Source organism: Agrobacterium bohemicum (assembly GCF_001562555.1).
GTDB lineage: Bacteria > Pseudomonadota > Alphaproteobacteria > Rhizobiales > Rhizobiaceae > Agrobacterium > Agrobacterium bohemicum.
In genome coordinates, this window is record NZ_KQ961025.1 from 331,977 (window position 1) to 345,901 (window position 13,925).

At 52.2% G+C, this 13,925-nt stretch carries 12 protein-coding genes; 1 reads left to right on the forward strand and 11 read right to left on the reverse strand.

The genetic code is table 11. The features are described from left to right. Positions 1-86: 86 nt before the first annotated feature. From ATO67_RS07175 to htpX, 3 genes are all read right to left on the reverse strand, one after another. Positions 87-1,709 carry a heparinase II/III family protein gene (locus ATO67_RS07175; protein WP_106404914.1) on the reverse strand — a complete coding sequence of 541 codons (1,623 nt, stop codon included), beginning with the start codon at positions 1,707-1,709 and terminating at the stop codon, positions 87-89. A 344-nt stretch (positions 1,710-2,053) separates the two neighbouring features. After that, complete coding sequence (locus ATO67_RS07180) at positions 2,054-3,436, reverse strand: RsmB/NOP family class I SAM-dependent RNA methyltransferase (protein WP_067646071.1); 1,383 nt, start codon at positions 3,434-3,436, stop codon at positions 2,054-2,056. Further along, a complete protein-coding gene (gene htpX / locus ATO67_RS07185) occupies positions 3,433-4,392 on the reverse strand; it encodes a zinc metalloprotease HtpX (RefSeq protein ID WP_067646073.1) in 960 nt (319 codons plus the stop codon). The genes ATO67_RS07180 and htpX overlap by 4 nt, the downstream gene beginning before the upstream one ends. A 108-nt stretch (positions 4,393-4,500) precedes the next feature. On the opposite strand from htpX, the gene ATO67_RS07190 reads away from it, so the two are divergent. Next, positions 4,501-4,701, forward strand: a complete 201-nt coding sequence (locus ATO67_RS07190; RefSeq protein WP_067646075.1) for a DUF1674 domain-containing protein — start codon at positions 4,501-4,503, stop codon at positions 4,699-4,701. A gap of 64 nt (positions 4,702-4,765) precedes the next feature. Here the strand turns inward: ATO67_RS07190 and ATO67_RS07195 are convergent, their stop codons facing one another. The 8 genes from ATO67_RS07195 to hemE form a co-directional block, all read right to left on the reverse strand. Continuing rightward, complete coding sequence (locus tag ATO67_RS07195) at positions 4,766-5,650, reverse strand: ParB/RepB/Spo0J family partition protein (RefSeq protein ID WP_067646077.1); 885 nt, start codon at positions 5,648-5,650, stop codon at positions 4,766-4,768. Between the two features lie 70 nt (positions 5,651-5,720). Next, positions 5,721-6,515 (reverse strand): ParA family protein, encoded by a 795-nt coding sequence (locus tag ATO67_RS07200; protein WP_067646079.1) that lies wholly within the window; start codon positions 6,513-6,515, stop codon positions 5,721-5,723. A gap of 20 nt (positions 6,516-6,535) precedes the next feature. Further along, positions 6,536-7,153 carry a 16S rRNA (guanine(527)-N(7))-methyltransferase RsmG gene (rsmG, locus tag ATO67_RS07205; protein ID WP_067646081.1) on the reverse strand — a complete coding sequence of 206 codons (618 nt, stop codon included), beginning with the start codon at positions 7,151-7,153 and terminating at the stop codon, positions 6,536-6,538. An 11-nt stretch (positions 7,154-7,164) separates the two neighbouring features. Next, positions 7,165-9,042 carry a tRNA uridine-5-carboxymethylaminomethyl(34) synthesis enzyme MnmG gene (gene mnmG, locus ATO67_RS07210; protein ID WP_067646083.1) on the reverse strand — a complete coding sequence of 626 codons (1,878 nt, stop codon included), beginning with the start codon at positions 9,040-9,042 and terminating at the stop codon, positions 7,165-7,167. A 55-nt stretch (positions 9,043-9,097) separates the two neighbouring features. Further along, complete coding sequence (mnmE, locus tag ATO67_RS07215; protein WP_067646085.1) at positions 9,098-10,423, reverse strand: tRNA uridine-5-carboxymethylaminomethyl(34) synthesis GTPase MnmE; 1,326 nt, start codon at positions 10,421-10,423, stop codon at positions 9,098-9,100. 84 nt (positions 10,424-10,507) lie between these two features. Then, positions 10,508-11,773 (reverse strand): transcription termination factor Rho, encoded by a 1,266-nt coding sequence (gene rho / locus ATO67_RS07220; RefSeq protein WP_103587028.1) that lies wholly within the window; start codon positions 11,771-11,773, stop codon positions 10,508-10,510. Between the two features lie 187 nt (positions 11,774-11,960). Beyond that, on the reverse strand, positions 11,961-12,458 hold the full coding sequence (gene hemJ / locus ATO67_RS07225; RefSeq protein WP_106404922.1) for a protoporphyrinogen oxidase HemJ: 498 nt from the start codon (positions 12,456-12,458) through the stop codon (positions 11,961-11,963). A gap of 59 nt (positions 12,459-12,517) precedes the next feature. After that, positions 12,518-13,552, reverse strand: coding sequence for a uroporphyrinogen decarboxylase (gene hemE, locus ATO67_RS07230; protein WP_067646089.1), 1,035 nt, complete (start codon positions 13,550-13,552; stop codon positions 12,518-12,520). Between the last annotated feature and the right edge of the window lie 373 nt (positions 13,553-13,925).

Consider the following 13,925-nt stretch of genomic DNA (forward strand, 5'->3'; position numbering starts at 1 on the left):
GCCGGTGAGCTAACCATCCGGCGGTTGCCGTCGCGTTAGCACAGCTTTACGTATTAATAAACATGGGGAGACGGAAGACGCCGATGCTACGGCGTCTTTTCGATAATCCAACGAACATCGACTGTGTCAGGAGGGTTGAACGAGATTTCGATCTGTTGCGAAGGACGAATGCCTGAGGCATCCGCCATGAATACGTCTTCCGCAATTGTAACAATTTGCCCGGGCGCGGAAAACACCCAGCCTGTACCATCGACTGCGGTCATCAAAACGGATTCGTCATTCAGCTGAACCAACTCTATGGAAGGGTGAATGTGGAAACGCGACACGGCATCAAGGCGTTCTATGGTTCTTTTCTTACCATCTTGAGATGGCTGAATGCTATCGCGGCCCTTAATCTTGGTTCCTGTAACATTCAGTTCCAGTTCGCGCTCGTGTATATATCCGAATTGCTTGAGATACCCATCGTGAGATGTCACCAGCACGTCGGCACCCTTGTCATCCATATGTCGCTCGATGTTTACGTCCGTCACACCCGGTATGACGATAGGCCCGATAAGCCTTGAGCGCGAGAGGCGTGAAGACGAGGTGTCATCGAGGGTCACTGTAGAATGCGCTGCTGTTGAACGGCTTGCGCGCCTAAAATCTGTGGCGGCATGGGGTGGAAAACCTGAGTTGACGATGAACCGGTTTCGAACCGAAGACAGCTCGAAGGACAGGCATCCACAATGCGCGCCCTTTGAAAGCTCAAGTGTCTGGGGAAGACCGGTGTCTACGATGACGACAGTCGATCCCGCCGATAACCGTTGATAGGCGATATCAGGCATCGCGCGAGAAGGCCGGCCGGATGTCTCATCGTATCGCAACACGGAAGCCAGTTCATTGGCAAGCGTAACCGTCGCACCGTTGAAGAGCGCCAGATCACCATCCTGATGACGAAAGAACCGGATGGCAGGAAACATGCGATCAATCGCAGGAACGAGGCCGGGCGGTACGTCATGTCCGAGATTGATATAGCTTTGTCGCAGCGGCAGCAGATCCAGCAGAAGGTCCAGCATCACACGTGGGTTGCGCGACACGTGTCCGCCATCCGGCAACACTTGCCGCTCCAACTCACGGTCAAGTTTCATGCCATGACGTGCAATATTTACCGCTCTATTCGGCAGTGAAATCGATGCGACAGCCAAGGCTATCCGGATTTTCAAGCGGATTTCACCATCAGGCGCATATTTTGCGATGAGGCTGAGATACCGCACGTGGTACCCAAGGCTTTTCAGAAAGCGGCGATAGAAGCCAGCATCTGCATTCTGTAGAATGACCGGAGAATGCGATAGCCAGGAAATCAGCCTTTGTGCCACAATTTCCGGGGTCCAGGCGACCCCTTTGATCCTTCGCCCATGAAGGGCAATCCAGTCTGACACCAGAAGCCTGGAGCGAGCGCAGGCCTCATCCGATTTGCTGGCGCGGACGTGCCGCAACCAGCCAAATGCGTGAAGCCTCTCTTCGAAAGCTGCCGATGGCAGATCGAGCGAGAAAGGGGATGCCCCGCCCGTTTCCAGAACGCGTCCAGCGAGCGCGATACGCCCCTTGACCAATTCCTGCGCGACATAGGGGTCGACCGCGCGCAAATCCGTAGGTGCTGCAACCAGACCACTGGGAACACGTTCGGCAAATCTCAGAAAACGGAGACGCGACGGCGCAATGCCGATCATGGCACGGTTTCTAAATATCCGTATAAAAAGCCCCGCAACACTCAAGTTGCTTTTCAGGGATGTAACCAAACTTGCGTTTCCCGCCCGCCCGAAGACGTGTTCTGGTTCAGTATCTCAGCTGGAAATCATCGTTGATTTTCGTGCTAAGACGCCGATTGAAAGCGACCTTTATGCAGCTGAACGTCCGCACCGCCCTTGGGAAAGGACGCCATATTGCGATTGCGACATCGATCAATATTTCAGGAAAAGCTTCATATTTTGTAAACGATCCAAATCCGGCATGACCAACGTAGATCATTCAAGATGTGAATCCGGCTCAAGGTTTAATGTCTGGCTAAAAATGCTTATGTCAAACGCAGAACCGCAGCATAAAAGCCGTCAACGCCGCCAAACATATCCGGCGTCGTACGCAGATCTCCGATATCATTGATAGCAGCTTCCAAGCCAGGAAACTGGGCTTTAGCAGTTGGAACACGCTGCAAGGAAGGTTCACTCGCGAGAACCTTCGCCACCATCTCCTCACCCTCGGACGGATCGAGCGAGCAGTTTGAGAACACGATCATGCCGCCGGGCTTGACCATGGTCATGGCGTGGCGAAGCATCTGTTCTTGCAGGGCTGCGAGCTTGGCGATATCTCGCTCATCCTTGGTCCAGCACACGTCCGGGTGCTTGCGCAAAGTTCCGGTGGAAGAGCAGGGCGCATCCAAAAGCACAGCATCGAACAAAACATCGGGCTGAAATTTCAGCATATTGCTTTCGATCGTCTCGGCTTTCAGCTTTAGTCGATCGAGATTTTCACGGAGCCGCTTCAGTCTGTTGCCGGATTGATCAAGCGCAGTAACATCCGCACCGGCAAGGATAAGCTGTGCTGTCTTGCCGCCAGGCGCGGCACAGAGATCAGCCACGCGTTTGCCCCTCAGGTCACCCATCAACCGCACCGGCAAGCTGGCAGAAAAGTCCTGCACCCACCATTCACCATCGGAGAAGCCATCCAGTCCGGAGACGGATCCCTCGAAAGAGCCAAGTCGAACGCTGCCATTGGGCATAACGATACCGTTCAACTTTTCAGCCCAATGATCGGGATTGGATTTTACAGTAACATCAATGACAGATGGCACAAGCTGCGCCTCGGCCATACGCTCCGCAGCGTCTTTTCCATAAATCTTGACCAGACGGTTGTAAAACCAGCTTGGCAAAACTGGCACTGCACTCACCGCCTGCAAAACATCGTCTTTTTCACGTCCCAAACGCCGCAAGACAGCATTGACGAGTTTTACGAAGCGCTTATTTCTTGGATCGCGATGTGCTTGCTCCACCGCCAGATCGACAGCCGAATGGTCCGGAATATCGAGATAAAGCATCTGAGTGACACCAACGACGAAAACATGGTGCAATGACCGCGCTCCCTGTGGCAAAGGCCCATCCAGAAGCATTGCGAGAACTGCTTCGATACGTGGGAGATGTCTCAGCGAGGTGTTGACGATGGCACGCACCAGAGCACGGTCAGGAAGGCTCAGTGCCCGATAGGCAGGGTTGCCGTTCTCCGCATCCAGCATGCCATCCAGCGATGTCTTTTTGTCCAGCACCGCAGAGATGATCTTGACTGCAGCTACGCGAGCAGCGAGCCCTGGTTTCCAGTCGTCAGCGAAGGATGCCTCGTTGTTGTTTCCACCAGACGGCTTACGTTTATGATGTTTTGCCGGCGTGGCGGAGGAATTCGATGTCAAGACCAGGGACCTTTGCGCTCGTTTTGATCGCTTTTTCCAAAACCGGTGTTTGGAACAGAGCGTGATTTGCGAACCGCATTAGCATTTGTCGGCTGAGAGGTCGATGCCTGCGAGTAACCCTTCGACATGGCATGAAGCGCAGCGATCCGGTTGTTCGTATCGGGGTGTGTCGAAAACAGATTGTCCATCCGTTCGCCGGAGAGCGGGTTGATGATGAACATATGGGCTGTCGCCGGGTTTCTCTCGGCGTCGTCATTGTGGATTTGCTTGGCTGCACCGGCGATCTTTTGCAGAGCAGAGGCAAGCCACAACGGATTCCCACAAATCTCAGCACCGCGTCGATCAGCGGAATATTCACGTGTACGGCTAATTGCCATCTGCACCAGCATAGCAGCAAGCGGTGCGACGATCATCGCCACCAGCACACCTATGAAGCCAAGCGGATTGTTGTTTTCACGATTTCCACCAAAGAAGAAAGCGAAGTTGCCCAGCATTGAAATCGCACCGGCCAATGTGGCCGTGATGGTCATCGTCAATGTGTCGCGATTTTGAATATGGGCCAGCTCATGAGCCATGACGCCAGCCACTTCCTGCGGCGTCAGGCTTTCCATCAATCCGGTCGATGCTGCGACAGCTGCATTTTGCGGGTTGCGACCCGTCGCAAAAGCATTGGGTTGAGGACTATCATAGACGTAGACCTTCGGCATAGGCAGACCTGCATTGTGCGAAAGGTCCCGGATCATGGCGAAAAAATCCGGCGCATTACGTTCATCGACTTCTTGCGCCCGGTAGGCCTTCAGCACCATTTTATCTGAATTCCAATAGGAAAACAGGTTCATTCCAGCTGCGACGAGAAGAGCGATCATCATGCCGCCTGTGCCACCAATTAGAAAGCCGATGCCCATGAACAAAGCGGTCATGAACGCCAACAACATAGCCGTACGCATCAGGTTCATCTAAAATCTCCGATCAAAAGGCGAAATGACTTATCAAGTCATAGCAACTTCTATAATCTGGTTACGAACAAACGTATTTCAATATGCTGTCATAAGGCCTTGAGATCTATGCAAGACGCGTACAACGACAACAGTGGCGAAAATGAAAAGAAGCTGCCACCTGCGGCAGAGCGCGCGCTGAAGGAGGCTGAGGAGCGCCGCCGGATGGCAAAGGCGCTGGAATTGCCCGCAGAAACCGGCGGGAGAGGCGGCGCCGAACCCGTGCGTTTTGGTGACTATGAAATCAAGGGGCGAGCCATCGATTTTTGAGCGAGGCTGCCTAGGCCCCGCTTCTATAAAATACAATTTTATATTTAAAATCAGTTATTTACGACTATTTCTGTTCAAGAAGACGACACACGCCTTCCAGTTGTTCAAGCGTGCGGTAATTAATACGGATATGGCCGCCCGTTCCCTTGTGATTGATCTTAACGTCAAGCCCCAAAGCATCCGACAGCGTGCGCTCCAGCGCAACCGTATCGGAATCCTTTTCATGCTCCTCTCTGCGCGGTAGCGTAGGATTGAGCTGCATGTGGATATCAGCCTGGGCCAGACGTTCCGCGTCGCGAACGGACAGTCCTTTTGCGACAATGGAGCGTGCAAGGTTGATTGGGTCTGACGTCGAAACCAATGCCCTCGCGTGCCCGGCCGACAGGGAGCCCTGTGACAACATATCACGAACGGGTTCAGGCAGCTTCAGAAGACGCAAACTGTTGGCAACGTGGCTTCGACTCTTGCCAATAATCTCGCCGAGATCATTTTGCGTGTAGCCGTGTTCAGCGATCAGTTGGTCATACCCCATCGCCTCTTCCAGCGGATTGAGGTCAGAACGCTGAACGTTTTCAACAATTGCCAACTCAAGTGCGGTGCGATCATCGACATCACGGACAATCACTGGAACTTCGGTAAATCCTGCAAGTTGTGCTGCGCGCCAGCGACGTTCACCGGCAATGATCTCATAACGATCTTGGCTTGTTGTACGAACGACAACCGGCTGAACGATACCATGCTGACGAATCGAGGATGCGAGATCCTGAAGTTCGCTCTCATCGAAATGACGGCGCGGGTTACGCGCGCTACGGGCAATAAACTCAATTGGAATAGTACGGTCTGCATTCACCGCGCGTTGCGGTTCACCAACAGGAAGCGGTTGGTCCATTTCGCCAATCAAGGCTGCAAGACCACGTCCAAGACGGCGCTTCGAAAGATCATCACTCATATTCAACTCCACAATCACGCAGACGCGTTATTCATCGTACTCTGCGGTGTAATGCTTATTTCGTCGCTGTTTAGGCGGCTTTCCGTAAACGCTCGCGCTGAATAACTTCAGATGCCAATTGCAAGTACGCTTGGCTTCCAGCACATTTCAAATCGTATAATATGGCGGGCTTACCGTAGGAAGGCGCTTCAGACACACGGACATTCCGAGGAATGAGTGTGTGGTAAACCTTTTCGCCGAGATGCGTGCGGACGTCGTTGACGACCTGCTGAGCCAGATTGTTGCGGGAATCAAACATTGTCAGCACGATGCCCTGGATATCCAGAGTAGGGTTCACGGTACCACGTATCTGATTGACGGTGTCGAGCAACTGACTCAACCCTTCAAGCGCGAAGAACTCACACTGCAGCGGAACAAGCACGGAATGCGCTGCGGCCATCGCATTCATCGTCAAAAGGTTGAAAGAGGGCGGGCAGTCGACAAGAATATAGGAATAGGAGCGAGCATCATCGGCTTGCAAAGCGTTTCTCAGAAAAAAGACCCGATTGGCTGCATTCGCCACTTCCATCTCGAAACCAAGCAAATCCATCGTGGAGGCGACGATGTCCAGATTTGGGACAGCAGTCGGCACCGCGACTTCCGCGACGGAATTCGTACCGACTAATAAATCATAGGATGAAAGTTTACGAGATCGCCGATCAATACCCAAGCCCGTGCTTGCGTTGCCTTGAGGATCGAGATCCACAACCAGAACACGTTCACCAATTGCTGCAAGTGCCGTCGCAAGATTGATGGCAGTCGTTGTTTTACCGACGCCACCTTTCTGGTTTGCAATCGTAATTATCCGGTTTTTTTCGAACATAATGCCGCACCTGACTTGGTAAATCAGCTTCTCGAGGCAAGGTGACTAATCTCCAGAACTACGGAGCTCGCTTCGACGCTGCTCTGATGTTTTAACAGATCGAAATCCCAACGACCACGCGCTTTTTGCACCTCTGCCTCATAATCCCGGCCTTTGTTGAAATAGCAGCGCAAATTTTCGTTTTTGCGGTTCCAAGGCTCCACATACTCCAGCAATAAGTCCAGGTCGGCGAGTGCTCTCGCAGATATGACATCACAATTGGTTATAACCGCCGATGCCGCTTCAATGCGAACGGGATGTACTTTTCCCCGCGCGCCTGTTTCATTCAAAGCCACACGAAGAAACCCGGCCTTTTTCCTATTGCTCTCCACAAGATGAACCCAGCCTTCACCGAACTCAGCCATAAAAATTGCTGTAATAATTCCGGGAAATCCGCCCCCGCTCCCTAAATCGACCCAAATCTGGGGCTTGGGAGAGAGTTGGAAAATCTGAGCGCTGTCAGCAATGTGCCGCGACCACAATTCGCCGAGCGTGGAGGACGCGACCAGGTTCGTTGTCGCATTCCATTTTTTGAACAGATCGACAAAATGCTCAAGACGCTCTTGTGTTTCACGTGAAACACTTTGACCGTTTATCATCATATTAGGACTCGTTATAGCTGTGAGCGCAACTTTTGATTTTGCGTGGAAGTGCCCTTTTTGACGAGAGCGAGAATGAGTGAGATAGCCGCGGGGGTCATTCCGTCAACACGTCCGGCCTGAGATATGTTGGAAGGACGCGCTTTTTGAAGTTTTTGCTTCAGTTCATTCGACAGCCCCGACAAAATGGAGAAGTCAAAGTCTTCCGGAATTGTCCGATCCTCATCCCGTTTGATGTCAACTATATCAGCACTCTGACGCTGCATATAAACCGCGTAACTAGCCTCGATCTCAAGGACTTCCCCGACCTTACTGGAGATCTCATGAAATTCGGGCCACACTGTTTTGAGGCTTTCGAAGGTGATATCGGGGTAAGCGAGCAATTCGTATGCGGAACGCCTTTGCCCATCATGGTTCAATTTCAAACCATGCTTCGCCGCTTGGGTCGGGCTGATTGAGCTTTCTTTTAAAACAGAACGACTGTGCTCAAGTCCCTCGACAAAATTATTGAATCTTTGTCCTCTGGCTGTGCCAACGATACCAGCGTTTATTCCAAAAGGTGTTAAGCGCAGATCGGCATTGTCTACACGAAGCGACAGCCGATATTCGGCGCGTGACGTAAACATCCGATACGGTTCTGTCACACCTTTGGACGTCAAATCATCGATCATGACGCCAATGTAAGATTCAGTACGGCTAAAGTGCACCGGCTGCCCCCCACCTGCAAGAAGGGACGCGTTAAGACCTGCGACGAGACCCTGTGCCGCAGCTTCTTCATAGCCTGTCGTCCCATTGATCTGACCAGCGAGAAAAAGCCCCGGTATCTTACGGCACTCGAGCGAAGGTCGGAGTTCGCGGGGATCGACATAGTCATATTCAATGGCATAACCGGGCTGGATGATCCTGACACCTTCTAGCCCTGGGATTGCATGAATGAACATCTCTTGAACGCTAGCGGGAAGGGATGTCGAAATACCATTTGGATAAATTGTATCGTCATCTAATCCTTCGGGCTCGAGAAATATCTGATGTCCGTCGCGCTCGCCGAAACGAACGATTTTGTCCTCAATGGATGGGCAATATCGGGGACCGACACCTTCAATTTGCCCCGAATACATCGCCGATAAATGGATGTTTTCTTGGATGATTTTATGAGCGACCGGAGTTGTCCGCGTCACACCACATTCGATTTGCGGATTGACGATTTGATCAGTCATAAATGAAAATGGCACTGGATCGGCATCAGCACCCTGGCGTTCAACTGCGCTCCAGTCGATCGTCTTACCGTCAAGACGGGCAGGCGTACCCGTCTTCAGCCGGCCCATGTTCAAGCCTGCCCGGGTTAGGGTGTCGGACAGTCCAATGGAAGGTTTCTCGCCAACGCGGCCCGCCGGTATCTTTTCGGAACCGATATGAATGAGACCGCGTAAGAAAGTTCCGCTCGTCAAAACGACTGCTGCGCAAGGGATTCTGCGACCGTCGGACATGATGACTGCCGTGATGGCACCGTGCACTATCTCGATATCATAGGCATCGCCTTCGATGACAGTCAAATTTTTGATAATGCGAATTTCGTTCTGCATTGCTTCTCGATACAGACGACGATCAGCTTGGGTCCGAGGTCCCCGAACCGCAGGCCCTTTTTTGCGATTGAGCATTCGGAACTGGATGCCACCCGCATCGGCGACCCGACCCATCAGGCCATCGAGCGCATCAATTTCCCGTACAAGGTGACCTTTACCCAAACCACCGATTGCCGGGTTACAGGACATTACGCCAATGGTATCTTTGTTGTGCGTCAATAGAGCGGTCTTCGAACCATGACGCGCAGCGGCAGCCGCTGCTTCGCTTCCAGCGTGACCGCCACCAATTACAACGACATCATATGTCATTATAAATCTCTTTGCTTTTGACGCATCTCATCAGAGTGCGAGTGTTTCACGTGAATCATTTGCCGATACAAAACTCGGAAAATATGACGCCGAGTAAGTCTTCGACATCAACGCGGCCGGTGATGCGACCGAGAGAGGTTGCAGCCAACCGCAGATATTCCGAGCGGATCGCTAGATCCATACCCTCGGATTTCAGCGCATCACTAACATAGTTTAACGTCTCTTCAAGGCGTTTCTTATGTCTTGCCCTGCCAGGCACAAGTGTCAGGGATGAACCGACACGCTTTTCAATCTCTGAAGCGATATGCTGATGCAAACAGTCTAGTCCCCAGCCAGTCTCGGCAGAGACAGAAATATGTTTTGCAATATCGTCAGGTGGTTGAGCCAGATCGGCCTTGGTCCTGATGAAGGTAAACGGTAATTCAGACAGTTCGGCCAATTGTTGCGGTGCCGAATCGATGTCAGACAACAAAAGAACGAGATCAGCCTGGCCTGCGGTTTGTTTCGCGCGACGAACACCTTCGAGCTCGACAACATCAATTGTATCTCGCAAACCGGCTGTATCGAAGACGGTTACAAGGTAACCGTTGATATTGAGATCAACACTCAAAACGTCGCGGGTAGTACCGGCAATATCGGTCACTATGGCGATATCTCGACCACTGAGCGCATTGAGGAGACTGGACTTGCCGACATTGGGCGCACCAACCAACGCGACCTTGAAGCCATCACGAACGATTTCTGACGATGACCCCGCCTGAAGGTGAGTGTCAAGCTCGCCATAAAGGCTGGAAACATCATTCCAGACCTTATCCGCGACAGAATCTGGGACGTCTTCCTCATCAGAGAAATCCAGTTCCGCTTCGATGAGAGCTCGACATCGGGTCAAGCGATGCGCCCAACCGTCATAGAGTTCGGATAAACGACCACTCGTCTGCTCGACTGCGAGACGCCGCTGCATCTCAGTCTCGGCCTTCAACAGGTCGGCGAGACCTTCAACTTCCAGCAAATCCATCTTGCCATTGTCATAGGCGCGTTTCGAAAACTCACCCGCGTCGGCGTGGCGTATTTCCGAGATAGCATCGAGTTCCCGAAACACAGCTTCTGCAACAGCTCTGCTGCCGTGAATATGGATTTCTACGCAATCCTCGCCGGTAAACGAGTGAGGCGCTGGAAACTGAAGGACCAGCGCTTGATCCAACTCTTCATTGTTTCGGTTACGAATCGTTTTTAATGCTGCTTTGCGCGGTGGTGGCAGATCGCCCGCTGTCATCAAACCTAAAGCCGTTAATGCCTTAGGTCCGCTCAATCGTAAAACGGCAACGCCCGCCGGAAGAGAACCGCTCGACAAAGCATAAATCGTATCATTGGAATGAGACATAAAGCGTCATCTCGCTAAAACAATTGGCCGCATCCGAATAACGGACGCGGCCTTATGGTCGGTTAGCATGATCTCAGAAGAAGATCAGGTGTTCATGGAATCGAAGAAATCACCATTCGTCTTCGTCTGCTTAAGCTTGTCGATAAGGAATTCGATAGCATCTGTTGTGCCCATTGGCGCCAGAATGCGGCGCAGGACAAAGATTTTCTGGAGATCCTGGCGCGGCACCAACAGGTCTTCCTTACGTGTACCGGATTTGAGAATATCCATCGATGGGAAGATGCGCTTATCGGCGACCTTGCGGTCCAGAACGATTTCAGAGTTGCCCGTACCCTTGAATTCTTCGAAGATAACTTCGTCCATACGGCTGCCGGTATCGATCAAGGCGGTTGCGATGATCGTCAGCGAGCCACCTTCTTCGATGTTACGGGCCGCACCAAAGAAGCGCTTGGGGCGCTGCAAGGCGTTGGCATCCACACCACCTGTCAGGACTTTACCCGAAGACGGGACGACGGTGTTGTAAGCGCGGCCAAGGCGCGTAATCGAGTCGAGCAGAATAACCACGTCACGCCCGTGTTCGACAAGGCGCTTAGCCTTTTCGATAACCATTTCAGCGACCTGAACGTGGCGAACGGCGGGTTCATCGAAGGTCGAGGAAACGACCTCACCCTTCACCGAGCGCTGCATATCGGTCACTTCTTCCGGCCGCTCATCGATCAGAAGAACGATCAGGTAGCATTCTGGATGATTGGCGGTAATGGAATGAGCAATGTTCTGGAGCAGAACGGTCTTACCTGTGCGCGGTGGCGCAACGATAAGGCCACGCTGACCTTTACCGAGCGGTGCCACGAGATCCATGACACGAGCGGAGAGATCCTTCGATGTCGGAACCTCCAGCTCAAGCTTGAAACGCTCATTCGGATAAAGCGGCGTCAGATTATCGAAATGGACCTTGTGGCGGATTTTTTCCGGATCATCGAAATTGATCGTGTTGACCTTCAGCAGCGCGAAATAGCGCTCACCTTCTTTCGGTCCACGAATCGGCCCTTCGACGGTATCGCCTGTTTTCAAGGAGAAACGGCGGATTTGCGAGGGCGAGATATAAATATCGTCAGGACCTGGCAGATAATTCGCGTTGGCCGAACGCAGGAAGCCAAATCCGTCCTGGAGAACTTCGACGACACCTTCGCCGATGATCTCGATGTCCTGACTTGCCAGAACCTTGAGGATTGCAAACATGAGCTCCTGCTTGCGCATCGTGCTCGCATTTTCGACTTCCAGAGATTCCGCAAATGTCAGCAAATCGGTAGGGGATTTGCTCTTAAGTTCCTGAAGCTTCATTTCAGCCATGAAGAGAAAGACCGTCTTTAAAATATGTGTGTGGGGAAAGGCTTGATCGCGAATCAGGTACTGGGGGTGTCCCGCAGACGGCTGAATAATTCACATGCCATTGAGATGAGTTACGGGAAAATAGCGATTCAACCGTAAAGCCGCAAGAGGAAAGCACCAATTCCGAGAAAATTATCGTGAACACCTCTCAAGCGAAGGGTTTCACAACCACAAGTATGACTATGGCGATCATCAGAACCGTCGGAACCTCGTTCATCAACCGCCAGTGACGGGCAGAACGTTTGTTTTCATCCCGGGCAAAGCGCTTGACGCTGCGGCTAAAGTAGACATGCGCCGCAGTCATGAGAACGACAAGACCGATTTTCGCATGCAGCCATCCGCCCGAAAATCCATAAACAGACCAGGCGAGGTAGAGACCCAGAACCCAGGAAATCATCATCGCCGGGTTCATTATGACCTTCAAGAGCCGCTGTTCCATGATTTTGAAGGTCTCCGATGTCTCTGATCCGGGCGCCGCATCCGTGTGGTAGATGAACAGTCGTGGCAGATAAAACAGGCCCGCCATCCAGGAAATCACCGCGATGATGTGCAACGCCTTGATCCAGAGATAAGCATCAGCCGGATCCACATGCAGAACGACCGCGATCAGCGCGACGAAGACCACGAGTGCCATACCGGCGCGCATCCGTGTCTTGCGACCGGCCTTTGCGGATGTCTGCTCATTGTGCGTTTGCTCGCTCTCGCTCATTTCACCACACCGTGGGAGCGTACCCTTGCGACGAGCCGTGCGACGTTCTCAGGGTCTGCTTGTGGGGTGATGCCGTGGCCGAGATTGAAGATCAGTGGTCCTGCCCCGAGACAGTCAAGGATAGCATCGATACCGTCTTCAAGCGCTTTGCCGCCGGCAACCATCAGCATCGGGTCGAGATTGCCCTGCACCGGACCGTCCTTCTGCAGATCACGAGCGAAAGAGAGAGGCACGCTCCAGTCGAGACCGATGGCATCGGCTTTCGTTTTCTGGCGGTAATCCTTCAGCAGAATACCGGCACCTTTAGCAAAAGCGATGATTTTAGCGTCCGGTTTACGAGCCCGCACGGATTGAATGATCCTTGCGACAGGCTTTACAGCGTAATCCTCGAATTCTTTTTCACCGAGCACGCCTGCCCAGGAATCGAAGATTTGCACGGCATCGGCACCGGCATCAAGCTGCGCTACGAGGTAATCAGCGGAGACCTCAGCCAGAAACGCCAAAAGCTTTTCCATGGCCTCCGGATGCTGGTAACCGAAAAGGCGTGCAGGTGCCTGATCAGGCGTGCCGTGACCGGCAATCATGTAGGTGGCGACCGTCCAAGGCGCACCACAAAAACCAAGAAGAGTGGTTTTTGATGGTAAGTCATGGCGAAGCTTCGTAACCGTTTCAAACACCGGTTGGAGATGCGGTAGGATGTTATCCGCCTTCAGATCCAAAATACCGGCAGGGTCAATTGGATCCATGGCCGGACCCTTACCCTCGGTGAAGGTCACATTGCGTTTCAGGGCGTCAGGTATCACCAGAATATCGGAAAACAGAATAGCTGCGTCCAGATCAAACCGGCGGATCGGCTGGAGCGTCACCTCAGTGGCAAGCTCTGGATTGTAGCACAGGTCCAGGAAACTTCCTGCGACTTTACGCGTTTCTCGATATTCCGGAAGATAACGACCCGCTTGCCTCATAAGCCAGATAGGGGGAGGGCTAAGTGCCTCTCCATTCAAAACCTTCAAAACGCTACGCTCAGACATCGGCTCATCTTTTCTAAAAATAAAATAAAAGAGATTCTTAAGATTTTCTATTTCTTAGAGTCTGTGAGTAGCAAGGATTAAATCCTGTCCGGCTTATATGCCGCATGCTGGAAAACGTCGTGGCTGTGAGGATAAGAGTCCACCAAAGATTGGATCGTTTCTTGGATAAGTCAAAATCCATCATAAAAACAGATATTTAAGGTTGAGATTCAGCCATTCTGAATTGTGGATAACAGCTGAAAGATTTTTAATAGCCTCTTATTGTCCTCACAATTCACAAGCGGGTCTTTGCTTGCTACACAAAAAGCCGATTGTGGATAAAACGCAGGTTTTGCGCCCAGCGGACCACCACCCGCTGCAAAGCCTCATCTTG